The organism is Cerasicoccus sp. TK19100, assembly GCF_027257155.1.
GTDB classification, from domain to species: Bacteria; Verrucomicrobiota; Verrucomicrobiia; order Opitutales; family Cerasicoccaceae; genus Cerasicoccus; species Cerasicoccus fimbriatus.
The window spans coordinates 762,111-786,432 of sequence record NZ_JAPWDU010000001.1; the positions used below are offsets into that span (position 1 = coordinate 762,111).

Annotated in this window: 16 protein-coding genes and 1 tRNA gene; 7 read left to right on the top strand and 10 right to left on the bottom strand. The window is 51.8% G+C overall.

The genetic code is table 11. The features are described 5' to 3' along the window. The 5 genes from O3S85_RS03050 to O3S85_RS03070 all read left to right on the top strand — a co-directional run bounded on the left by O3S85_RS03050 (position 1) and on the right by O3S85_RS03070 (position 7,917). Positions 1-444 carry an ExbD/TolR family protein gene (locus O3S85_RS03050; RefSeq protein ID WP_269537759.1) on the top strand — a complete coding sequence of 148 codons (444 nt, stop codon included), beginning with the start codon at positions 1-3 and terminating at the stop codon, positions 442-444. Between the two features lie 206 nt (positions 445-650). Then, a complete protein-coding gene (locus O3S85_RS03055; RefSeq protein WP_269537760.1) occupies positions 651-2,000 on the top strand; it encodes an efflux RND transporter periplasmic adaptor subunit in 1,350 nt (449 codons plus the stop codon). A 21-nt stretch (positions 2,001-2,021) separates the two neighbouring features. Then, the gene (locus O3S85_RS03060; protein WP_269537761.1) at positions 2,022-5,198 is read left to right on the top strand and encodes an efflux RND transporter permease subunit; all 3,177 of its coding nucleotides are present in this window, start codon (positions 2,022-2,024) and stop codon (positions 5,196-5,198) included. Positions 5,199-5,201: 3 nt separating this feature from the next. Then, positions 5,202-6,737 (top strand): TolC family protein, encoded by a 1,536-nt coding sequence (locus O3S85_RS03065; RefSeq protein WP_269537763.1) that lies wholly within the window; start codon positions 5,202-5,204, stop codon positions 6,735-6,737. 184 nt (positions 6,738-6,921) lie between these two features. Beyond that, positions 6,922-7,917, top strand: a complete 996-nt coding sequence (locus O3S85_RS03070; protein WP_269537764.1) for a hypothetical protein — start codon at positions 6,922-6,924, stop codon at positions 7,915-7,917. Here the strand turns inward: O3S85_RS03070 and O3S85_RS03075 are convergent. Continuing rightward, positions 7,907-8,605, bottom strand: a complete 699-nt coding sequence (locus tag O3S85_RS03075; protein ID WP_269537765.1) for a heavy metal translocating P-type ATPase metal-binding domain-containing protein — start codon at positions 8,603-8,605, stop codon at positions 7,907-7,909. The two genes, O3S85_RS03070 and O3S85_RS03075, sit on opposite strands and share 11 nt — an antisense overlap. Before the next feature lie 44 nt (positions 8,606-8,649). Continuing rightward, positions 8,650-10,797: a 5-histidylcysteine sulfoxide synthase gene (gene ovoA / locus O3S85_RS03080; RefSeq protein WP_269537766.1), complete on the bottom strand. Its 2,148-nt coding sequence runs from the start codon at positions 10,795-10,797 to the stop codon at positions 8,650-8,652. A gap of 176 nt (positions 10,798-10,973) precedes the next feature. On the opposite strand from ovoA, the gene O3S85_RS03085 reads away from it, so the two are divergent. Further along, a tRNA-Lys gene (locus O3S85_RS03085) sits at positions 10,974-11,049 on the top strand. Here O3S85_RS03085 and O3S85_RS21225 read toward each other — a convergent pair. From O3S85_RS21225 to O3S85_RS03095, 4 genes are read right to left on the bottom strand one after another with little or no spacing between them, the layout of a single operon-like run. Further along, positions 11,012-12,298, bottom strand: coding sequence for a tyrosine-type recombinase/integrase (locus O3S85_RS21225; RefSeq protein WP_425499842.1), 1,287 nt, complete (start codon positions 12,296-12,298; stop codon positions 11,012-11,014). The genes O3S85_RS03085 and O3S85_RS21225 overlap by 38 nt on opposite strands. Further along, the gene (locus O3S85_RS21230; RefSeq protein WP_425499840.1) at positions 12,295-12,468 is read right to left on the bottom strand and encodes an excisionase family DNA-binding protein; all 174 of its coding nucleotides are present in this window, start codon (positions 12,466-12,468) and stop codon (positions 12,295-12,297) included. The genes O3S85_RS21225 and O3S85_RS21230 overlap by 4 nt, the downstream gene beginning before the upstream one ends. Next, a complete protein-coding gene (locus tag O3S85_RS03090) occupies positions 12,465-12,872 on the bottom strand; it encodes a hypothetical protein (protein WP_269537768.1) in 408 nt (135 codons plus the stop codon). Before O3S85_RS03090 ends, O3S85_RS21230 begins: the two co-directional genes overlap by 4 nt. Next, positions 12,869-13,276 (bottom strand): hypothetical protein, encoded by a 408-nt coding sequence (locus O3S85_RS03095; RefSeq protein WP_269537769.1) that lies wholly within the window; start codon positions 13,274-13,276, stop codon positions 12,869-12,871. Before O3S85_RS03095 ends, O3S85_RS03090 begins: the two co-directional genes overlap by 4 nt. A gap of 30 nt (positions 13,277-13,306) precedes the next feature. Here O3S85_RS03095 and O3S85_RS03100 point away from each other — a divergent pair, with 30 nt between their 5' ends. Further along, complete coding sequence (locus tag O3S85_RS03100) at positions 13,307-15,451, top strand: KAP family P-loop NTPase fold protein (protein WP_269537771.1); 2,145 nt, start codon at positions 13,307-13,309, stop codon at positions 15,449-15,451. A 26-nt stretch (positions 15,452-15,477) separates the two neighbouring features. On the opposite strand, the gene O3S85_RS03105 is transcribed toward O3S85_RS03100, so the two are convergent. The 4 genes from O3S85_RS03105 to O3S85_RS03120 form a co-directional block, all read right to left on the bottom strand. Further along, positions 15,478-16,638, bottom strand: a complete 1,161-nt coding sequence (locus O3S85_RS03105; protein ID WP_269537772.1) for a rolling circle replication-associated protein — start codon at positions 16,636-16,638, stop codon at positions 15,478-15,480. A 541-nt stretch (positions 16,639-17,179) separates the two neighbouring features. Further along, positions 17,180-17,800: an SGNH/GDSL hydrolase family protein gene (locus tag O3S85_RS03110; RefSeq protein WP_269537773.1), complete on the bottom strand. Its 621-nt coding sequence runs from the start codon at positions 17,798-17,800 to the stop codon at positions 17,180-17,182. A gap of 95 nt (positions 17,801-17,895) precedes the next feature. Then, positions 17,896-21,498, bottom strand: a complete 3,603-nt coding sequence (locus tag O3S85_RS03115) for an FAD-dependent oxidoreductase (RefSeq protein ID WP_269537775.1) — start codon at positions 21,496-21,498, stop codon at positions 17,896-17,898. A gap of 169 nt (positions 21,499-21,667) precedes the next feature. Continuing rightward, entirely contained in the window at positions 21,668-24,208 is a 2,541-nt protein-coding gene (locus O3S85_RS03120) for a LamG domain-containing protein (RefSeq protein ID WP_269537776.1), read from the bottom strand. Positions 24,209-24,322: the final 114 nt, after the last annotated feature.

Sequence of the window (24,322 nt, forward strand, 5' to 3'; positions counted from 1 at the left end):
ATGGCGCAGCTCAAAAAGAAACCCGAGGAAAAGGTATCGATCCCCATTGCGCCGATGATCGATTGCGTGTTTCTGCTGCTGATCTACTTTATGGTCGCTGCGACGCTGCAAAAGCAGGAGGCAGATATTTCCTTCCAGCTCCCGGGCACCGTCGAGCAAACGGAGCCGCTGGAGATGCCGGATGAGCAGATTATTGAAGTCAGCGGGGAGGGGCAGGTCATTGTCAACGACTACGCCTACGACTCGCCAACAGCCAAGCGCTTTATTGAGCTGGCTGCGATGCTGACTCGGTTTAAGGAAGCCAGTGACGCCAACCAAGTTGAGGCACTGGTCACGATTGCCCCGGCCGATGGCGCGAACCACCAGACCATCGTCAAGGTGATGGATGCGGTCTCGATCGCCGGCATCAAGGGAGTCAATTTCTCTCTGGGCGAAGATTACTAGAAGAATGATGCATCCAAGCCCTTTGCCGGCTAACTAGATGCCGGATTACTGGCCTGGAGCTGGGGCGATCTACTTAAAATATTCGAACGCCCGTTTAAAGCTAAGTTGACAGACGGTCACAGACCGCGATACTACGCATAATTTTTCCGGGGCTACTGCGCATGAGAATTTTTAGGGAGAGACAACCAAGGCTGCTGCTTGCCGGCATGACCGCCTGTTTAGGTTTATGGGTAACGGGCTGTGGTCCGGAGCCGATTCAGCCCAAAGGCCCGCCGCCGCGCACCGTCACAGCGCTGCCTGTGACGACTGGCAATGTGCCGCTCTACCTGGATACGCTTGGCCGTGCGACGGCTTTTGAGTCGGTGGATATCGTTAGCCAGGTGGATGGCAAAATCACCGGCGTGCATTTCACCCAGGGCGCGATGCTCAAGGAGGGCGACCTGATGTTTACCATCTTCAAGCCGCCTTACGAAGCTGCGGTGATGGAAGCCGAAGGGCAGGTAAAGCAGGCTAAGTCGCAACTGGCGATCAATGAGCTGAACCTGGAGCGTAACCGCCCGCTGGTGCCGGAAAAGCTGATCTCCGAGCAGGATTATCAGAGCCTCGAAGCAACGGTGGAGGCCAACCGCGGTGCCTTGCAGCAGGCTGAGGGTGAGCTGATTAACGCCAAGGTGAACCTCGGCTACACGGACATTACTTCGCCGATTGATGGCATGGCCAGCGTCTATCTGGTCGACATCGGCAACGTCGTGAGCGCGGCTCAGGGCAAAACACTGGCCACGGTATTGCGCATGGACCCGATTTATGTCGATTTCATTGCACCAGAGAAGAAATTCGAGGAAGTGCGCCAGTATTTCAATGAAGCTGGTGGCGAGCTGGAAATCGTAGCGAGCTACCTGGCATCTCCCGACAAAAAACGCACTGGAAGGCTAACCATTCTTGGCAACGAGGTGGACACCGAAACCGGCACGGTCAATCTCCGCGCGACTTTCGAGAACGCGGACGGCTTTTTATGGCCCAACCAACCCCTGGGCGTCCGGGTGATCTTGAAGGAGCTGAAAGATGCAGTCCTCGCGCCATCGCAGTGTGTGGGTATCGGCCAGAACGGTCGCTATGTCTTCGTGATCGACGAAGCCAATGGCATCGTCCACCTGAAGAATGTGGAAGTCGGCCAAACGCAGGACGACGGCACCGTTGTCATTAAAAGCGGCGTCAAGCCCGGTGATAAGCTGGTCGGCGAAGGCCTGAACTTCCTTCGTGACGGTATGGAAATCGTCGTCGTTGACGGTAACCCGGCCGACGTGAAGCTGCCGCCATCGTTGATTCAGCCCGTGGTCGACATGTTGAAGAAATACAAGAAGGCCACGCCGGAGGAGATCAAGCAGATCGAAGACAGCCGCCGCCTTCCGCCGAAGCTTTTGAAAGCACTTAAGGAGCATGGTGTGCTCACCGAGAAAGAGGAGAATTACCTACTCAATCTGGAAACCGGCAGCCCGACGGGCGAGCCGCAGAAGGGCAAGGCGCAGTCCGGCTCTTCGGAGGGCGACAGCAAGTAACCGGCCCAACCGGACTCTATTATGGCTGGCTCGCTATCCGAACCTTTTGTCAAACGTCCTGTGATGACGCTGTTGCTGGCGTTGTCGGCGGCAATCTTCGGCGTTTGGTCGTATCTGAATTTGCCGGTTAGTGACTTGCCCAACGTCGACTACCCGGTGATTCAAGTGCAGGTGAATTACCCAGGCGCTAGCCCTACGGTCATGGCGTCCAACGTGGCCTCTCCGCTGGAGCAGGAGTTCCTGCAAATCCAGGGCATCGAGCTGATTACCTCGAGCAATACGCAGGGCAATTCCAACATTATCCTGCAGTTTGATCTGAGCAAAAGCATCGACTCGGCGGCGACGGATGTGCAGTCGGCCATCACGCGCGCGCAAGGCAACTTGCCGACGGATTTGCCCAGCCCGCCGACCTACCAGAAGACGAATCCCAATGCGCAGCCGGTGATCTACATCGGCCTGGTGTCGGAGACCATGACCGAGGGCGATATTTACGACTACGCCTTTACGCAGATCGCGCAACGATTGCAGTTGATCAATGGCGTTTCCCAAGTGAATGTTTACGGCTCCAAACGCGCGGTCGAAGTGCAGCTTAATCCGAACGAGCTCTACAATCGCGGCCTGACTTTCGACCAGGTGACGCAGGCGATTCAGGAGAACACGAATTTGCTCGGGGCCGGGGTATTTAAGGGCAAAACAACGAATTATACGATCCAGCCCAACACGCAGCTAAGCACCGCCGAAGAATACAATAACATCATTGTCGCCGTGAAGAACGAGCGCCCGATTTACCTGCGTGACATCGGCGAGGCGGTCGACGGTTTGCAGGCTGAAGACCTGCGCCTGGACTATTGGGCGAGCTTCATCGAAGGCAATCCAGCCGGCGTGGTTCTGGCGGTGCAAAAGGCCGACGGCGCGAACGATGTGGAGATCGCCAACGCCGTGAAGGCAATGTTGCCACAACTGCAGCAGGAGATTCCACAGTCGCTGCTGATGAGTATTATTTACGACCGCTCGAAGACGATTGTCGCTTCAGTGAAGGACGTTGAGGAAACGCTGCTCATCGCATTTGTGCTGGTTTGCGGCACAATCTTCCTCTTTCTCGGGCGCGCGCGGGACACGATTATCCCCGCTGTCGCACTGCCGATGGCGCTGCTGCTCACCTTTGTGGTGATGAAGCTCTTCGGCTATACGTTGGACAACCTGTCGCTGATGGCGCTCACGCTTTCGATCGGCTTCCTCGTGGACGACGCGGTCGTCTTCCTGGAAAACATGGTCCGCCGCATGGAGGACTATGGCGAGGACCCGATGAAGGCGACTCTGGAGGGTGCGAAGGAGATCAGCTTTACGATTCTTTCGATGACGCTCTCACTGGCGGCGGTGTTTATCCCGCTGGTGTTTATGAGCGGTTTGATGGGGCGTATCTTCCGCGAGTTTGGCATTACGATCACGGTGGCGGTCATTATGTCCGGCCTGGTCTCACTTTCGCTGACTCCGCTGATGTGTGCCCGCATGCTGAAGTCTCACGAGGAGGGCGATGAAACCTTCATGCAGAAGGTAGCCAACCGTCTGGAAAAGGCCTGCCTGAACATTTACGACCCAAGCCTGCGGTTCTTCCTCAAACACAAGTGGATATCTGCCGTTAGCTGGTTTTTATGCATGGCGGGCGTGGTTCATTTTCTGATTATTGTCCCCAAAACGTTCATCCCGATTGGTGATAGCGGCTTTATCCAGGGTGCCTTCATTGCGGACACCGGCGCTTCGCCGGAAGACCTGCAGAAGTATCAGGCGCAGATCAAAGAGGTCATGAAACAAAATCCCTACGTGGAGAATTTTGTGACCGTTTCCGGGGTAGCCGGCTTTGCCCAGAGCAACTGGATTCTGACCTTTATCTCGCTGATCGATGTCGATAAACGACCACCGATCGAAGAGGTAAACACCCAACTGCAAACAGCTTTGGCGGGCATCCCCGGCATCATGCCCGGTATCCAGCCAAATCCCTCGCTGGAAATCTCCACCGGGGCGACTTCTACGACGCTCGGTAACTACGCCTACAGCTTGTCCGGCCTCGATACGGATAAGGTTTACGAAGCCTCGGAGAAGCTGGTTGCCGCGATGTATCAGAGCGGGTATTTTTCGTCGGTGATCAGTGACCTTTACTTGACCAACCCGCAGGTCGAGTTGGATCTGGTCCGCCCCTTGGGTAGCGCCTATGGCGTGACCGCCAATACTTTTTCGACCGTGTTGAAGGACGCTTATTCGCTGAACTACAGCTACCTCATCAAATCGCCTTTCCAGCAGTATCAGGTGATCGTGGAGGCCGCGCCGGAGTTTCGCTCGGACGTGAATGACCTGTCGACCTTGTATTTCCAATCGGCCTTTAACCAGAGCGAGTTATTTACCTCGAATTCTGACGTCTTCGACATTGAAAACAACCTGGTGCCGTTTAGCTCGATTGCGTCGTTCAAGGAAGACGTAGGCCCGCTCGCGGTGAACCACATTAACAATTTCAGCTCGGTCACGATCTACTACAACATTCGGGAAGGCCAAGCGATTGGCCCGGCCAATGATTTTGTGAAAAACAAAGTCAAGGAGCTGGTCACGCCCGATATTCAAACGAGTTTCCAGGGCCAGGCTTTGATGTTTGAGGAAACGATTAAGAGCATGTTCCTGATGGCGATTGTCGCTGTCTTTGTCATGTATGTTATCCTCGGTATCCTCTATGAAAGCTGGGTGCACCCGATAACGGTATTAACGGCACTGCCGGTTGCGGTGGTTGGCGGTTTGGCCACGCTACTGCTGCTCGGCCAGGAGCTCTCGCTCTACGCGATGATCGGCATGTTCATGCTCATGGGCATCGTGAAGAAGAACGGCATCATGATGATCGACTTCGCCATCATGCGGCAGGATGAGGGGCTCTCGCCGGAAGAAGCCGTGCACGAGGCGTGTATGGAGCGTTTCCGCCCAATCATCATGACGACTGCGGCCGCGCTCCTGGGTGCGGTGCCGATTGCTGTAGGGTGGGGTGCCGACGCCGCCGCACGTAAACCGCTTGGCTCGTCCATCGTGGGCGGTCTGATCGTTTCCCAGCTGATCACGCTTTACGTGACGCCAGCGCTTTATCTGTATTTTGAGTGGTTTGAAAAGCACGTAACGGACAAGATACCACTCTTCCAGCGTGGGGAGCGCGTGAAGGTTTAAGCAATGCAAGACTCCGATTTCAAAGTTTCCCAAGGCAAATCTGCGAGCCATGCCGCCGCAGGCAAGCTGGCGCTGCTTGGCGTCTTGAATGTGTCTCTATTTCTGTTCCACGGCTGCGTGAACGTGGATGAGGAAGTGGCTGCCCGCCCCAGTGAGCTATGGCGTCCGCCAGCCGAGGCCCAGGCCAATGCGCCGAAGCCCGACAATCCCGGCATCGATGCGGTCAATTTCGTCGCCGGGCAGGACAAGTATTACACGCAAGGTTTGGCGGGCTATGAGAAGAACCCCGTAGCCTCAGTGGGCTTGCCCAAGCTGGACCTGCCGGCACTGGTCGACATCGCATTATCCAACAACCCAGAAACTCGCTATACGTGGCTGATTGCCCGCACCCGCGCTTCGGAGTATGGGCAGAGCCTGAGCGAGTATTATCCGTATGTATCCGTGGGGGCCAGCGTGGCGCGCGAGAAGCAGAAGAACGTCGCCGTGCCGGGTAAGACCTACAGCACCGCCTACGGTCCATCGCTCAACATCAACTGGCTACTGTTCAATTTCGGCGAGCGCGAGGCAACGGCCAATGCTGCCCGGCAGGCGCTGTTTGCCTCCAATTTCACCTACAATCAGATTTATCAGGACGTGGTCCGTGAGGTCTTGATTCGCTACTACGACCTCTGGTCGGCGGAGTCGAATCTGGAGGCTTCCAAGGCGTTTCTCTTGAACACCGAGGCCACGTTTGACGCTGCGGACAAGAAGCTCAAGTCTGGCTTGGGCAATAAGCAGGACGCCCTGCGCGCCCTGGCCAACGTTAAGACTGCCGAAGCCCAGATCGAAGGGGATATCGCGGCCATCGAAGCGGCCCGTGCCAAGCTGGCGACTGCGCTGGGTATCGAGGTGAGCGCCTCGCTACAAATTGAGCAGATCGAGGAATTTCCGGAGTTTGACACGCTGGATGCGGATGTGAACCGCCTGGTCGCGGAAGCACTGCAAAATCGGCCGAATTTGCTCTCCTCCTACGCTTCGGTACGCGAGCAGGAGTTTAACCTCGATGCCGCCCGTGCTGATTTGTTTCCGGAGCTGAGTGCTCAGGTATCCATGCAGTATCTGGAGCTTACCGGCTCGAATCCCTCGCCCTACAACGATTACGTTGCGGCGCTGGTGCTGGAGTGGGATATTTTCCAGGGTTTCTACAAGTGGTATGAGATCGATAAGCAGCGTGACCGCGCCCGGGCCGCTCGCCAGGACGCCCGCCAAGTCGAGCTCGAAGTCCTGCAACAGGTTTGGACGGCTTTCTTTGCCTACCGCTCGGCGATTAAACAGGTTGATTCCACGACCTCGGCGCTGGATGCCCAGCAGCAGGCTTACGACGCGATTTCCATCGGCTACGAAAGCGGAATTAATAACCTGCTGGACCTGCTGACCTCGCAGGAAGACCTCGATGATGCGCGTCGCAACCTCATATCTGCCAAGAATTCCCTTGGCACATCAATCGCCGATCTTGCTCGTGCGACTGGCAACTTGCCACGCTTGACGAGGGAGCAATGATTTGTCATTGCTTGTGCTTTTAGAGGCAAAGTAAACCTGATATTGCTCTTAGCAATTTTCATGGCTAAGCTTGGTTTTTGAATCTCATTCATTATGTCAATAATTTGAGTAGAAAACGCTGAATTTCTACAGGTTTTTTTACAAGTAACTGGGCAAGTATCGGGTGTCAGACAAATGGTATTACATGGTCGATCGCAATAAGATCGGTCCCGTCACCAGGGATCAGATCTTGATTTTGCTGCGTCGGCGTGTCCTGAAAGGCCATACCCCGGTCTGGAATTCCTCGCTGCCCCGCTATGTGCCGCTTGAGACGCTGGATGACCTCGCACCGTATGTGCCGGACGAAGAGTCGGAGGCCGTGCCGGAAGTAGAGGAAGAAGCGCCAGCGCCGCCATTAAAGGGATTTACCCGCTTTTTGGTCCCAAAAAAGGGCGAAGAGAAAGAAGAAACGAAAACGCGGACCAAAGCACCTTTTCAGCGGCCGCATAAACTGGCCGACGAAGAGGCGAAAAGCCCTCGCGGCAATACTCAGGCCCCGATTCCTGGAGCGCCGAGTCGGGTGACACAGGCACCGATGCCCCAAGCGGCCGAAGAGCCTAAAGAGTCCGCGGTTAAGCAAATGCGTGGTGCGGTGTCGGAGGGGATGCGATTACTGGGGGCGACCTCCCTTTCAATTGGAGCAGCCGTGTTTGGCGTGTTCGTTCTGGGCCTCATCGACTTGCTTATTGGTGCCCAGCGTGACGTGCTCTATGACAATCTGACTTTTCTGCTACCTCTCGAATTCCTCACCCTGCTGGACCCCGTTGAGTGGATGGGCGTGCTGATCGTGGGCGGTTTGGTCGGTTCGGCGGCGTCTGCTGGCTGTGGTGGCCGAGGCAATGCGACAGTGGCTGCAATTGCCGCTTTGTGTGCCTTTTTTAGCGTGTCGATTGGCGCTATTTTTGCCGAGATTTTGGCGATATCCGTGGCGACCGATGAGCCGCTCAGCGAGCTCGTGTTACATGCAGATTCCTGGATCGAGGGAGTGAAGGCATTCTTCGAAAATTTAACCGAAGAGCCCGATGACCTGCTGTTCCTCTTTGGTGCGGCGGGTGAGGCTTTTCTGATATCGCGTCACGACTACCGCAAGCATGAGGATGAGGACGAGAAGCGCATTGTCGACCCGTTCCTCAAGACTTAGCTCGCTTACGATATCGCTGCCAGCGGCTAGCTGAATGGCCCAGGCAGTAAACCGCCAGCAGGGCCAGCAATATACTCATCCAGTTCATCAGGCCGGTGTAGGCTACAGATTCTGAGGCCAGATAGCGGGAGGCTATTTTCAGGATGACTGCGTTGACGGCGAATGCCCCCCCTAAAATCACGGGAAGCAATGCTGGTTTAGTGGGGGATTGTGGCGCTTCATCCAGGATTAAGCCGAAGCTTTGCAGCTCATTTGCCAATTGCCGGAAATCGACCGTTGCTGATTCCCAGCGCAGTTCAACGGTGTGATAGGGCGGGGCGGTCTCGGCGGAAACCAGCCCCGGTTGCTTCATGGCGATTTTGTTGAGCAGCCAGGCACAGGCCGGACATGAAATGCCTTGGATCGGGAAGGTTGCGCTGACCTCGCCCCTAGCGTTCTTTTCTGCGTTCCGGGCACGCTCGAAGACACTTGTCCAGCTATGCGGCTCGAACGGCGTTTCCAGCAGCGGCTCGGTGAGACCGGATTTGCGCTGATAGTATTCGACCAGCCCGGCCTCATGGATGTGGTGGTAAACCGCCTCGCAGCCGTGACAGCAAAAGGCTTCGCCGGATCGCGGCAAAAACGGCGCGCCGCAATGTGTGCAGGTGCGCCGTTGATTCGTGCCTTGATCTGGTGAGGTGGCCGTCATGATGAAGCGATCAACACAACGGCCTTCTGCCTCTGGTGACAATCTTAAGCTTTACGCCAGAAGCTAATCTCCACGAGGTTGTGCTCAAAAACGCGGGCGTTACGACGAATGATCTGTGGCACCTGAATGGGAGCTTCGGCCTGGGCAAAGTGGTCGCCGAGGGCGAGCTGAATACCGTCCAGCGTTGACTGGTTTTCGCCGGTCTTGTCTTTGAAGCCGCCCAGCCACTTGTCCTTCTGAGTATGCTCTTCGCGCCAGTCGTTCGTCGATGCGATCACGAGCAGGCCGTCGCCGTTGAGGCGTTCGTGGACGTTTTCTAGGAACTTTGCCGGATCGTAGGAGCGCTCCAGCAGGCAGTTGATCAGGATCAAGTCATAGCCGCGGTAAAGGTCCTTCATGTTCGACAGGTCTGCCTGCATGAACTCCACCTTGTCGCGAACGTGGTCGAGGCCGAAGTCTTTCAGGTGCGACTGACGGAAGTCGACAATCTCGCCCTCGGACGGAATCTCCCACTGCGTGTAGCCCTTGTCGACCATCTCGACGCCAATGCGAATCGTGCGCGCCGTCGGATCGAGGCCCAGCACTTTCTGGAAACCGGCAGCGAGCTCGAATGTGGTGCGGCCAACTTTGCAGCCGATTTCGAGCGCCTTTTCACGGTTTTGCTTCGCCATGCGATCCAGGCAGATTTGCGCGATTTTCTCGGAGTAATTATCGACGCCCAACGGATCTGGGCCATAATGCGCTTCGCAGTGAGGCGTTACGAAGGGGTCCGTTTCGTAGCGGTCATCCTTGATCGCGACTTCCTTGTCGCTCTCTACATAGCGGAAGCCAGCGTGTTGATAGAAATGTCGGCGAAAAGCGTAACGGCTGTCGCGCGTCGCTTCATTGCCGGTAGATATCCAGGAGCCGCCCTTGATCAGGTTGTGCTTGGTGTCGAAGGTGGGCGTGGAGAAATCGTCATACAACGGGTGCACGCCAAAGCCGGGGAAGCCCGCAATGGGTGTTTCGGTGTGCTGCCACACGTTGCCCATGACGTCGTAAAAGCCGTGGCCGAATGCAAAGCGGTTTACCGGCGTCGACGAGGCGCAGACTTCGAGATTGATGTTGCCCGGGGCACCATCGGACCACTGATCGACATCGGTAGTTTCGGTGAAGTCGAGCAGGCGATACCATTCTTCCTCGCTTGGGAGGCGGATTGGTTTGCCGGTTTTCTCAGAGAGCCAGTTGCAGAAGGCCTTCGCTTCGAGGTAATTGACCTCGGCCGGCCAGGACCACGGTAAATCAATTTCCTTGAGCATAGTGCGCAGCGCAAATGAGCCGTCCTCGCGCTTGCGCCAGAAGCGTGGCATGCCATGGGCGTCGTATTGCGCCCACTTCCAGCCTTCTTCCGACCAATATTGCTGCTTTTGGTAGCCGCCGTCTTCGACGAATCGTAAATATTCCGCGTTACTAACTAAGTATTTTGACGCCTTAAACGCGTCGACCTCGGTTTCGAGGCGGCCGTATTCGTTGTCCCAGCCATAGAACCGGCTGGGTTGTTCCTTGCCTTGGGTGACTGTGCCTGCGGTGACGTTCAGCAGTTCGTTCTCCGGCGCGTCGGCATCTTCGCTACAGACTGCCCAGGATGGGTGGTCTTGTTCGATGAGTTCGAGCGGCAGTTGGCGAATCAGCACGGAGGACGTTTCCAGGTGAATACGCTCGTGCTCAATGCCCATCATGATGATCCAGTAAAGGCTGTTCCACTGGACAGGCAGCTCAAGTGGTGTTTCATCAATCAGCTTGTCGATCGTTGCACGGACCTTGTCGCGGTAGGCTTTGACTTCTTCATGTTTGGGCCAGATATAGTGGGCCTCGTTAAGGTCATCCCAGCTCATCTCGTCCACACCGACGGCGCAAAGCGACTCCAAATGCGGATCGAGGCGGTTCTTAAGGAACTTGCCCAACACGAGTTTATTGGTGAAAAAGACCGCAGTGTGACCGTAATAAAAAATTAGCGGATGGCGAAGCGGATCAGCACGGGTGACGTAGGCTTCCTGCCCATTCATGGGCTCGAAAAGCTTTTCGTATACGTCAAAAGTTTGATGGAAGTAGCGGCGGATTTCTTCGCGCTTTTTAGCGGGGTCGCCTTCCAGAAGGTTGATGGTGAGCGGGGTTTCAACGCCATCGAGGAGGGATTGCTTTGCGGTTGGCATGACAGTTACACGTAGCGGGTTTATGTTTTAAAGTTGTTCGAAGTTAGTCTAACCAGCTGCTCGATCCTGACAACCGTTTGGGCATTATTTTTTCGCGAAAGACTTTTGTTAAAAAAATTGAACTTTTTCCTTGCGTGGTTTGGCGAATTCCCGTTTTTTTCTCGGCTTTGTTCTGGGCCTCTCTAGCTCAATCGGTAGAGCAGTTGACTCTTAATCAATTGGTTCGGGGTTCGAGTCCCCGGGGGGGTACCATCCAACAAGGTGTGTCACCATTGGTCAAAACATTGCAAGTCGGTTCAAAATCAACGGCTTGCGCACTTTGTGGGATGTGGCTTTTTTTGTCACGTTTTATCAGAGAATTGCTAGGTTTTCCAGAAATCTGTGACCCTATCAGTGCACACTTCTCCAATCTAGGCAAACTGCGCACTCGATCAAAAAGTGGCAAGTGGTTTACGTCGGTATAAATCTGAGCTGTAAGTCGAACGTCATTGTGCCGCATAAGTTCCATTGCTTCACGCTGCGTAGCGCCGTTTGCTTGTAGGAAGGTACCCCAAGTATATCGGAACGAATGAAAGTCTGCGTAACGGCCTTGCTCGTCTTGATAGGGGATGCCGACGCGCTCCAGGTCTTGAGCTAAATCACGGGCCCGAGGAATGCCTCGCTTGAATACTTTCTCCGTTGGCTTTGCGTTCGCTGGCTTGAATCTTGATAACGCTTCTTGAAGATCGGGAACGAGCGGGATTAACCCTTCCTTCTCATTTTTAGTCGTTGAAGCTCTGGCCCGAATGTGTGGTTGCATTCCATCAAGCACGACGTCTTGCCAGAGTAGGGCAGCTAGCTCTTGACGCCGAAAACCAGTACGCGCAGCCGTGAAATATACCATGCTGCGGTGTGGCTGTGCAGCTGAGAGTAGCACAGCTAGTTCTTTTTCAGAGAATGCGCGACGCTTGCGGACCTCCTTGCCTCGCTGTTTAACTTTGGAAACCGATGCCAGGGGGTTAGATGGAATTCGCCCGAACTTTACCAAGGTGTTAAGGAAAGCATTCATTGCATCCTGAAAATGGTTTAAGGTTCGTGGTGCTAGATCATGCTGATGGTTGCGCCAGGCAATGAAGCTATCGGGAGTCACATTGCTAATTACCTTCCAATGGCATTCGTTTAGTAACTGAGTTATGCGCTTCTGGTATTTCTTGGCACCCTCATCCTTACGGCCAGCTTTGCCTCGCTTTCGAAGGTCCGCGAGAAAGTCCTCCAGGTGAGAGAGAAGAGGCAATTTTGCCCCTTCTCTCATCGCAACTGGCGGCAGCATGCCGGCTTGTTCGGCTTCCCATTCGTTGCGGAAATCGACCGCTAGTTTATCAGCGACTTCCTTTTGCGTGACGCCAAGTGACTTCAAACGTTCCACCTCCATATCGCCGTAACGATAGCGCAGATAGTAGAAGCGTGATTTCGTCTTCTTGCCGTTGACGTTCTTAGTTCGCTCGTGGACTTGGTGAATCATGCCATGCCCCCTTTCAGAATTCGCTCGATTTCGGCAAGTGGGATGCGAACGCAGCCGCGAACCTTAATCTTGCTCAACATGCGATCGCGGAGCATGCGATTGATAGTCGAATCGGAAACGACTAATCGCTTAGCAGCCTCCTTTTTACTGATGAGGGAATCCTGACTCATTTTCGACGCCCTTTCCGTTTTTTGGCCGCTATGAGTTTATTCATTTGGGCAATGCCTCGAAGTGCATCGCTACGCATGGCATCCCAATCGGCATTGACCAACAGGCCTTGCAATTCTTCCGTCGTTGAAAACTCAAGGAAACTGCCGGACGAAGCCACCATGCCATCCTGATATTCTAATTGAAAGGACACTTCGCGCCCATCGAGAAACATAGTGTAGCCAAAGTCGTCTGGCATTAACTCGGCAATATTATGCTTCAAGGTATCTAGGTCACATCTTTGGGATGTAGTGAGTCCTTGCGTATCATCCAAGTCTGTATCGTTGGAAACGAGAATGGAGCCTTCGTTCAGACTGAGAGCCATGCTGCCAGCCAAGGCTACGTTTAGTTTGTATACATCAATCATTTAGAGTTGTTGGTTTTAGTGGTTATTTGTTTTTGCCACGCTGGGGTTTTCTGCACTGCTAGACGGGTTTCCTCTATGAACTCTAGTAATTGATTTTCTGATGCTCTTTGTTCCTCCAATGACCTACTTTCATTTGTGGCATTTAGGTATATAGTTGTTATTTTTGCTAGTAATGCTGATCTTGTCAGGCGGGTGCAGATGCCCAGTGTGTCGACGGCGGCTTTCTCTTCCTTACTCAGCATGAAACATACGGTCTTGTCGCGAGGACTGTCCATTTCATCTGCTTTACGGCGGATGCGCTGAGGTGCAGGAAGATTTTTTGATGCTGCCATACCTATATGTAAAATACCTATATGTAGACGAGGCAAGGAGAAAAAGCAGCGATGCACATTTTTCCTGTTCATGTGCAAAGCCTTCATTCAAATACTTACGCAATGAGCCAACCAAAGTCTCTTAACCTAGACCGTCCCGCAGAGGGAACCCCCCAGAGGCCAGACCTCTTTCACCGATACGAATTTTCCAAGACCATTGCTAAAACCCTCCTTCTTGCCCCCAGCAGCGACTGCCTTGTTGCCTCTCTTGAAGGCGGCTGGGGAACTGGCAAAACGTCAGTGGTTAAAATGATAAAAACCTACTACGGCGAACAGCAGAAGAGCGTGCAGCCTGTAGTAATAACTTTTAACCCTTGGATGTTTAGCGGCCTTGGCGACTTGGCCAAGGAGTTCCTGCTGCAATTTGGCAGCACCCTGCAACTCTCTGATAAAGGCAAACGGCTGAATAAGGCTGGGGACGCCATTCTTAAATACTCCAGTGTCTTTGACGCCATTAAGCTAGTGCCAGGTGCGGAGCCTTGGGCAACCATGATAAAGGCTGCTATCTCTGCTGTAGGTGGCAGTGCATCGCAGTTAGGCGACATGCACACGCCAAACCTAGAGCAGCAAAGAAGCAACGTAATATCGGCCTTGGCGGCTACCAATAAGGCATTCGTCGTTGTTATCGACGACATCGACCGCCTAGTGCCCGAAGAAGTGTATGCCATCCTTCGGCTGGTTAAGTCAGTATCCGATTTCCCGCGCGTCTCCTTCCTGTTGGTTTATGAACACGCCCATGTTGTAAAATCGCTGGAGTTATCGAACATTCCCGAACCGTCGGCATACTTGGAGAAGATCGTGCAGTTGCGCTTCACTCTGCCGCGGATTTCTAGGGATGACGCCTACGAATACTTTGACAGGCATTTAGCCGGTTATGGCGAAGAAGAAACAGAAGTGGCATTTTACCGTGAAAAGGAACGTTGGCGCGATGTGGCATTAGAACATTTATTACTGCTGCTAAAGACGCCTCGCGACTACGTTCGGTTAACTAACCGCCTAAATGTCCATTACCCAATCGTTAAGGGTGAGGTGTCATTTGCTGACTATTGCTGCATCGAGGCAATTGCAGTTGTGGAACCGCAGCTGTATGAAACCATTAAAAACAACCCTCGTGCTTACGTTGGTCATGACCCACTTAATCCGTATAACTTATGGAGTAAGCATATTGAACAAACAGAATCCATTCGCAAAGGGGCGCTTGAGGCTGTAAGAGACGAAGAGAAGCGCGCACGGCTATCTTCCTTACTCGGTTCATTGTTTCCGAAAACAGTAGATAATCCACATGCAGAGGCCGACCCAGGTCGCACAGGTGGCAGGATTGCTAACCCAGACAATTTTGAGTATGCATTCTACTACACGCGCCCTGCGCATTTGGTAAGCTTGGAGGCATTGCGTGATATCTGGCTAAATCCCTCTTCTCGGGAAGCACGGTTTGCGTCCATCGAAAACGCTAGTGCAGGTAAGCGCCTATTGTCGGCAATTGATGAATTAATATTCAATCACGGACACGAAGCGTATGCGCAAGATTGGGGACCACCCGTAGAACCACAGGATTTCGCAAAGCATTACATCGCCTTTGTCGAGAGTGCAGTAATGCCCAAGGAAATCGGATCACTCATTTATGGCGACTACAGATTTTTTCTAAAAAGAGTAAATTATTGGCTGCAAAAGCGTCTAGGCACTTCCGAGCGATTGTCATTCGCAAAGTTTCTAGTGGAAGACCCAAGTATGCTTCCTCTGTCGTGCCAATTTGTTAATCGAAATTTGAAGAAGGTAGAGAAGGAGGAACTGCTTCCTGATGAAGAGATGGAGCAATTAAACCAAAAATGGCTAGATGTTTGCGCTGAAGCTCTTAAATTAGATAGTTTTTGGGATTCTAAGTTCGTGAATCATATTTTAATAACTCTTCTGCGTATGGGAGGCGCTGCGGCGCTTGAAGCAGCAGTCCAGCGTGCGGAAATGGAGATAGAACAAAAAGTTTGCTGCCTAAAAGCTCTTATTAGTGGTGGCAGTATCGATGGAGAGCCCTACTATGTTACCGAATCAAAATTCACATTTAAGCATCTGAACATCGAGGCTTTCCAGGCAATCGCCAATTCTATTGATTGCAGCGCCGACGACTATGCGACTAGTGCCATGAAACTAGCCTATGCAAACCCGGGCATTAGCTACTACGTAAAAGATGCCCAAAGAACTGGAGATGACTAAGTTTCATCGATTATCCGTCTAATTGGTTATGCATTGGTGGCTTGTTTTAGGATTGTAGCAATTTCGCATGCACTAGCATCAGGATATGCTTTAAGGATCGATAAGGTTTTGAATGCCCAATATCGGCCGGCTTGATCCCGTAGCTCGTCTATGTCTTTTGCGCCGAGTATTTGTGCAACTTCGGCAATCTTCTCACGCCATTTCTGACCTGATTCACGCCAAGAGAAATGCTGCGAAACTACACGCCAACCTCTGGAGTATCGGACCATGCGAGCGCCCTTGAATTGCTCGCCACGGTAGCGACTGCCCTTCTCAAGATATTTGCCGACATAGTTGGCAATGCCTTCTGCATTAGAGCGAATCGGCAATAGCTCAGAACGACCGAACCCGTATTTCTTCATGATCTTACGGAGGTAGCTCCAAAGATGGCGAAGGTAGGGTGAGGCGGAGTCGGTGTAAATCTGCTTGAGGCGGTGGAAGTCCTGGCAGCGGCCAGCCTCTCGAAAGACGATTTGACAGGAGCGGAAGGCTTCGAAGTTAAAGCCTGTGCGAATGTCTACTTGGCAAACAACCACCAAGTGATAATGCACGGCCCCTCGCTTTTGTGGCTCAACAGTGACTACGTGATTCAGGAAGCATTTTCGGAGAATGTGTGTTGCGAGCGAATTGAAACGGCGCTGGGCTTCGCGGAAATCAGTAACATTATCCTCAAAAGTGAGGGTGAGGAATCCGAGACGCTCAACGCCGTAGAGTTTTGCCAAGTGCTTTAGATTCTCGACTAGGGCGAAGGCTTTCTTCTTCTCCGAAGTACTGGGACCGTTGAGCCATTCCTGAACTCCATTGTATTCGACAAGTTGGCGTCCGTTTGAATCGAACTTAATATGTTTGGCGTGCTTGATTTCTTCTCCTGTCCAGACAAGCGGATTTGCTCGTTGAGTATCGAATCCCGAAGGGAGTTCGGTTGAGTTGTTACTCTTTAGACAAGGAAGGGCGGCTGCGCCGCCTGAGCGCTCACCGCTCCGCGCCGGGGCGCAATGCGCCTCCGGCTGCGGATCAGTGATGCGCTTCAAAACTTGACCAATCTCGCCTGGCTTTGATTCGATTAGAGCATTCGCGAAGCTTCCCGTTTCCGATGTTTGGCCTTCAGCGTGTTGTCGCACGTTGGAGGCTCCTTTTTGCGCCCTCATAAGCGTTGCCTTTCCGTCTTCGGCTCCGCCTGCGACCGCGCAAGGGGTAGTAAGTCACATTGATTCGAGAGATGGGGTTCTCCAATCAACGATTGAGATAAAGTCGGCTGGATTACCTCAAGAATCACCGACCTTTGGCCGGGGCTGAGCTTTGGCCAGACATGGGCCACCTTAGCCAGGTCTTGCCAGTCGTTTTCAGAAATCTGTGACCCTATCAGTGCACACTCAGAATTTTCCGATTCTGTAAAGTGCTTACTGTCTTCGCTTTCTGAATTGTCGTCCGGGGGTTCGAGTCCCCGGGGGGGTACCACTGATAAACAGTGTACTTTACTTACTCAGAACGACTTGCGCAAAAAGCGTAGCAAAACTGTAAGTCTGGTTTTGTCCATCTAGATGCGGTAATATCCGCATCAAACTGCCAAATTTGACAGTTTCGTAGAATGCAGGCTTTGAGCTTCGATCATCGGTTATCCAAAGGCATGAGCGCTCGGTCATCGAATGATCCCGGTGACGCCAGCACTCGGCCTGATCCACGACCCTGTTAAGGTTGAGCGATGTAGCAACTCAACCAGCCTGCGATAAAGCTAGCCTGTTGGATCCTGACTGATTCGATGAAATGGACGTGGTCACAGTATATTTCATTACCCAAATTCTTTGTGAAACCGTAAAGGTCGACTGCTGGAATCGAGTTTTGACTCATTATTATATCAGCAGCCTCATTATAAGACTCGCAGTCTGATTCAAATCGGTGAAAACCCGTGCACCTCTCATTGTGAATGCTTTCAATCAGTGGAGTTGTTCGCATCCAAATCAGTTTTGTTGCGGAGTGATCAAAGAGCTTTACGATATCCTGCAAATTTTCTTTGTAAGCTTCTAAGCAAATCTGACGCTTCTTTGTTTGTGGGTTCGTTTTGATATCATGCAGGCCGCAATTGAATAAAACATAATCAAATGGCAGTTGATCCGATTCGACTTGAGAGCGTAAAAACTGCAATACCATTGATGAATCCCCACCATTTGCGCCTTTGGGCACGTCAAGATTGGCCAACGCTTCATCGACGCCTTCTTTTCTCGAATAAGAAAGTATGCCTTTCAGGTATTCTTTCAAATAGGGGCCATATTGAATCGAAATGCTATCTCCTATGACATATATCTTTTTCATGTGCTTCTTATTGGGGCCAGGCTAGTCGTAGCTGATTTTTGGCTAAGAGCTAATCGAACGTGAGCAAAACTATAAAATTAATGCAGTGCTGGCAGTCACTGCTCCAGCCAAATCTTTAGTCTGTAGAATATGGTTGAAAGCGCATCTCCTAATTCAACCTCAATCTCTTGGAGATTATTATCTGCTGGTATGGCAACAGCATTCGGCAGATTGATCCAAGCTTCTGCGCCCAAGTTCGTGTTGTATTGCAGGGTATAGTAACGCTTCAACCCTTCGTAGCCTTCCTGATTGTTAGCTGTTTGAGTCTGAAAGCTTAATTTAAAAGTGTTTTGTCCACTGGCGGTGATGTCCAGACGAGGCTTAAGGTTGAATTGGAGAGGATCTGTTCCCATGATGCGCTCATCATTATTAGGGATGCCATCGCTATCAGGATCCAGCAAGCGATAGCCATCCGCTTCCTGCTGCCAGTCTTGCGCGGTTCGCCAGTCGTGATAGGTGCCAACCCCGATAGCTCCTGCATACTTGATGACTAAATGTGGCTGATGTGATGCTACAGCTGATTCTCGCGATGCCCATGATACGATGTAAGAACTGCCTGTTTCCACGCCGGATATCTTGAGACCCAAGATTCGTGACGGGTCATTCTTTACGGTTTCACTGACAAGTTTGGTGATATCGACTGCTATCGGAATGTTGAGTTGATAGGGCGGAGAGATACTGACCGAGTGCGGTTGTACTCTGGGACGTTGCTGATTCCAGGTCAGTTCGTCTTCGACCCAAGCGTCATCGGAGTCCTGGATTAATTCGATAATAAATTGTGTGTTGTTCGATCCGGAATAGAGCTGGACAGGGGTGAGCCAAAGGATGGCCTCATCGACTGAGTTTGCGCGATCGGGTAACTCAAAGCGCATAAATGCCTCGCGGTGGAAATTATCCCCTGGGAAATTTTTGATCGGTAATTCACTGTCTGCTCCGAAATTAGTATTCGGACTGCCGGCTTGTGCAATCGTATCGGCCTTTGCCGAAAGTCCACTGCCGACAGTGGCGCTAAACTCCAGCACAAGCTGCGGGCGATCTGCAACAGACGTGTATTCCCTAGAGGCCCAGGCAATCATGTTGGAAAAACCCTGTTCTACTGCAGTAAATTTCAGGCCCAAGATACCAGCTGGATCTTCAGCCAATGTTTGCTGAACGAGCTTTGTTAGATCGATTTCAACTGGAGTGCCGACTTCGTAGGGCGGGTTGATGACGGTGTGCTGATGCACCTGCACCGCAGGCCTTGGTGAATCCCAGGTCAGTGCGTTTTCAGCCGACTGGTCTGTGCCACCATTCCCTTCGATCCAATCATCGGAGGCGTCTTCGAGTAAGCTGACGAGAAAGTGTGTCGTGTTGGAATCAGTGTAGAGTTGTGCTGGGGTTAGGATTAAGGTCGCACGTTCTAGCAGGGCTCCGGAAGGTGGCAAAGTGAAGCGCATAAAGGCTTCCCGGTGATAGCTATCGCCGGGAGTATTCTTTACCAGCAGTCGATCGCTTTGACCAAAGTTAGTCGTAGGGAGACCACTCTGAATATAGGTGTCTATTTCGGCATCCAAAAGATTGCCCTCCAGCACGGTTAGCCAGAATTCTCGGAGGGTGGAAGATCCGCTATCTCCGCTTACATACATACGGAAGCTGTAAGTTCCCGCGGAGGAGGGCAATCCTTCGATGGTGTTGCCTGTAAACTGTATGCCCGGAGGCAGAGTGCCATCTACGAAGCTGAAGCTGTAGGGGCTGTCATCACCAGTTGCTATAAGAGTATGTGAATAGGTGTTCTCAACCGAAGCTCGAGGCAACTTTACTACTGGCAGACCTGAAGTGACTGGGTCGTTCAATAGACGGTTCAAAAACTCGCCCCGAGTCATTGGTTGATTTAATAGTAGCAGTGAATCGGCACCCGTTTTATACGTTTGCGGCAGTCCGTGATACTTTTCCAGCCAGTTTGCTGCTAACTCAGGTGTCAGTAATTCGTTTGGTTTTAGATCGTGGTTCGGAAAGGCGTAGTACCATTGGTTAAAGCCGGGAAACTTTGAATTGGCATCGGCAGGAGCATTCGCGGGGTAAAGATCCTGAAAGAATCCCAAATTCCCAAACTGTTGCACGGCTCGATAGTAGGGTGACGACGGTGCCACATCGGAAACGTAATAGGTGAGTGCTCCGGCTTCATGCAGTGTTTTGCGTAATACCTGGACATCGATGTCCCGCACTTCCTGATTAAATTGAACTGCCTGAGCTCCAGCGGTCCCAGCAGCTTCGCCGAGTGCTGTCCATGTGGGCTCCATGCGCAGTGCACAGAATCCAATGTGGCTGGAGGATACGGCACAGGATACCAATAAGCCATCAACATTAGAGGGAACCAATACTCCGTAGGGCACTTGAAAGGGGCGGGTCGGCCATGTGCGGTTTCTTTGATTGATTAAGCCGATCGTCTCACCATTAGGTCCTTGCCGCACGCCATGGCAATTGGATGAATAGTCACCAATGGCGATGGCATCAAGCAGTGCAGGGACTCGTATGCTGCCAGGCTCGAATTTCAAATCATGCTCGGTAAAGACGCGGTCTCCCAACATGCGACGTGCTTCACGGACATACAGTGCCGGAGACCAATTTTCATTTTCCGTATACTCATCCAACGGAATATACCATTCGGAAGCTTCCGCCGAGATCGCGGCTCCGTTTGAATCAGCAGTAATTTCTGGATCGTTCTGCAAGGTGTATAGCATGCCCAATGCTTGATAACGGGCTCGTTCGTAAATAGCATCGCGCGTGGCTTGGTCACCATCCGCCCAAGGTCGCGTGTTGTAGATTCGGAAGCTTTGCGGAGATCCTTGTAGGTCGTTAAAATCAGCTTTGCTGTTGGGTATACGGCGCTCGAGGCCCGTTAAAATATCCTCCAATCCATCGACTTCTCGATTGAGAATCGCATCGATGATCCTTCTAAAATCTTCGCGGTCGTAACCTTCAGGCGCAGGTATGGGTGAGCCATTGTTCGGATCATCTGTCAGGGTGACTCGGAAATTATAAACCTGCAGGTAATCAGTATCATTGGGTGGCGCGATATCTTCATTGTAGCGCCATTTCCCATCTTCACCGATGCGATACGGTACACCAGCTGCGGCCATGAGATCTCCTTCGTAGGTTGCGTCTATGAATACGGTGGCCTCTACATTGAGGGTATCTTCATTATTCACAGATGCAAAGACGACATTTGTAAGCCGTTGCCGCCCCACACTGGATGCCTCCGTCGTCACGGATTGCATCGGGGATTGCAAGCGCAGGTTGACACCTTCTTCTTCGAGCATTCGCTCGAATATCATACGTGCTACTTTGGGTTCGTAGAAGCCCCCATTCTGCGCTGCATCAAGTTGGGGAGAGCCATAGCCGTAGGTTGTCGTGTAATGGTCGAGAACTCGATTCATGAACTCTCGCCAAATGCCACCTAAGCACTCAAAAGTTCTGAAATCCGTGTTGGAAAGACCACCTGAGGTCAAGCCGCCTACATGGTTCGAAGACTCAATCAGAATGACTTCTGAGCCAGATCTGGCCGCGCTGACCGCAGCTGCAACACCGCTTGGTGTTGCTCCATATACGGCAATATCTACTTTGATCGATTCAGCCGCAAGTCTGTTGGGTGCGATAAGGCACCCCAGAATGACAATCAATAAGTGTAAGATTCGACTTCTTCTACCGGAAGCCGAATCTTCGCTTAATGGATGTCTCATACGTGCCGTCCATATGTTTGGACGGCACGTGGAGCAATTTTTCATACATTTGATGGGTGGTGGCAAGCGCTAGCGGATTATTCTAAGGGGTATCCGCATGCGCCCGAGTTTATTCAAGATAGTTACTCCAGGCTACTGGCTGATCAAGGGCACCAACCGCTTTTACCATGCAGCGAATCTTACGACCCACGTCGTCCCTCGTTAATGTGTATTGGTTGGATGGGCCATAGGTGAGTGGATAGCCATCGGCGAACCAGAAGTACCGGAGATCAGTAACTCCCTCTACATTTGCACGGCAGAAGACGGTGCTACCTACAGTGGGCAATCCGGCAACGCGTATTTCAGGGCGCGCGGTAAATGGCTCCGGCACCTCCTCAATCTGACTGGTCTTTTGTAATACTTCAACGCCGTCGATGACGTAATCCTGAGGTTCGCGCTTTTTGGGATATCCCTTACCGCTTTTGCCCTTGAGCGCAGTGTTCATGATCAAATTAGTTTCTTCGAGGTAAGTTGGCGCTGTTTTATAGCGAAAAATTTCCACCCATTCAGGATCGCCGCGACTGTTGTTGATGGTCACGTTGACGTAGGTCATGTCCTCGTCGATTACGAATTCCCAAATGTGATACTCTCCATCCCAGACAAAGATACCTCCATCGGGTAACTTTGATTTTGGATCATTTAGTTCGCCTGCGTATACTTTAAATCGGTTATAGCTATCTGTATTCTTCGCGAAAATATTATGTTCACCCTTAATATAGGGGTAGTGATAATGCGTTGACAGGCCGTTTAGCCATGCTCCATTCGTGCCCTCGAACTCGAAGTAATCGATTTCGATACGGTTGGCGGTGCGCCAGAAGATGCTTTCGATAGCGTAGGACCAGAATGCAGGGAATAGCCCCTTTGCTAAGTCTTCTTGGGAGACTTTGGGGAACTTGCATTTGATTCTATAGATTTTCGGGCCAGACCATGTATAACCATAGCCCATGTCATTGGTAGAATAAATCGCAGCGCTACGCCAACGGGAGTCGCCTGTAGGTATGACTGAGAGGGTCTGTTCTTTTCTAAAACTGTCATGGGAATAGGCCTCTGGTGCCTCGCTGGGGCGAATGAGCGGACCTTCGATTCCTACAGCAGAATTAAAGCCGAATCCGGTCCATAAGTCTCCATCGCCGCTGTTGCTATCTGTGATCCGCTTAGCACGGAAATCATCCATAAATACGCGCTCAAAACCTTGTGGTTCAACGCGTGGACCTCCTGCGTTTACACGCGTAACCTCACTTTGAATTCCACGTCCCCAATCATTCCAGGTAATATCGTCATGGATAAAACGATCTGGGAAGTCTTCCTTGTCTAAATATGGGCGTTCATTTTTATAAGGATGTCCATCAGGGAGTCTGTCTTCAAAATTCAGTCGATGGGCGGCCCAGCCCGTCATTTTGCGAACCATGGCTTCAGATGGTTCAGTGAGTCCAAGGATAATTGCATCATAAGCCCATCCCACATTATCTTTATTACCACTGCCAATATAGGTCGATCCCTCTTCAATACGGTCAGTGGAGTAACGTGGAGGTTGCTCCTCGTTGGTCTTGAGTGGAATACCATTGACCGAGGCATACATCTGCCCGTAGCGAATGCCGCAAACCACAACGTTCCATCCCTCGCCATCGGTCACGATGTTTTTTGTGCTCATGATGCGTCGGTCTAGTTTATCCTTATTTCTCCCGACATATTGTATGTTCAGTCCGGTCGCTTTATCGTACCAGATTTTTGGAGTAGACATACCTGGTCCGTCGCCGCGGTTTACATCTAATAAAGTGGTTGGCCCATTTCCGCTGTCAGCGTCTAAGCGAAAGGTTAAGATACACCAACGGTAGTCCCATCGTGCATCTTTGCGACCCAGCGTCGAAACCTGGGCACCTGATTTCGCGGGGAATTCAACGCCGGCACCTTCAGCGGTTTTTTGCAGCTTGCTTGCAGGGTTAACTAGCACGGCCTCACGTGGGTAGACTCCTATTGCTGTAATCTCATCGATCGTTCCAACTGGGACATTCTCCTGTAGGAAGGCGGTAGAAAGCCATTCGGGAAAGATATCGATAGCCCAAGGAATTCTAGTCTCAATATCTATAATCCTTTTAGGAACAAGCATTGATAGGGGAGGGCGATCCTGAGTTTGTTCAAGAATCGTAACCTTGCCATCGCCATTTGTATCAAAAGTCGTGAAGGTGATGGCTTCTTCATTGAGTTCGCCATCTTCTCCCAAGTTGAAATCCTCTTGATAATTACTGGCTGCTTTGATGACGGGGAGTGACTGCCTGGAAATAATATCACGCATTTCCGGAACCTCGCGAAGAAAAACCTCAAGTAACTCTTTTCGCTCGGTGTCATTATACAAGCCGTTGCCATCTGTGTCTAATTCAAAGTATGTTGGCGTAGCTTCAACGCTCACCGTGGTTTCGACTGGAGCTGGTGACTCAGTGGATACACTTGCAACTTGTGGCGTGCTTGTTTCCTGGGTAACAGGACTGACCGGTACTGCCTGTGCGTTCTTGTTATCAATACTAAGTGCTTCGGTTGTTTTTGCACTCTTTTGATTGCACCCACTTAAAAGGCACAGTAGGGCGCATGTTATAACGGTGTGAGCTTTGTTCATAAATGTGAGTAAGATTAACGTACTGCTTGGAAGCTGTACCTGATGTTTTGGGAAGAAATAATATGAATTTAGGATTGAGGCAGTGGTTTTTATGCGGCCATTAACAGAATCAAG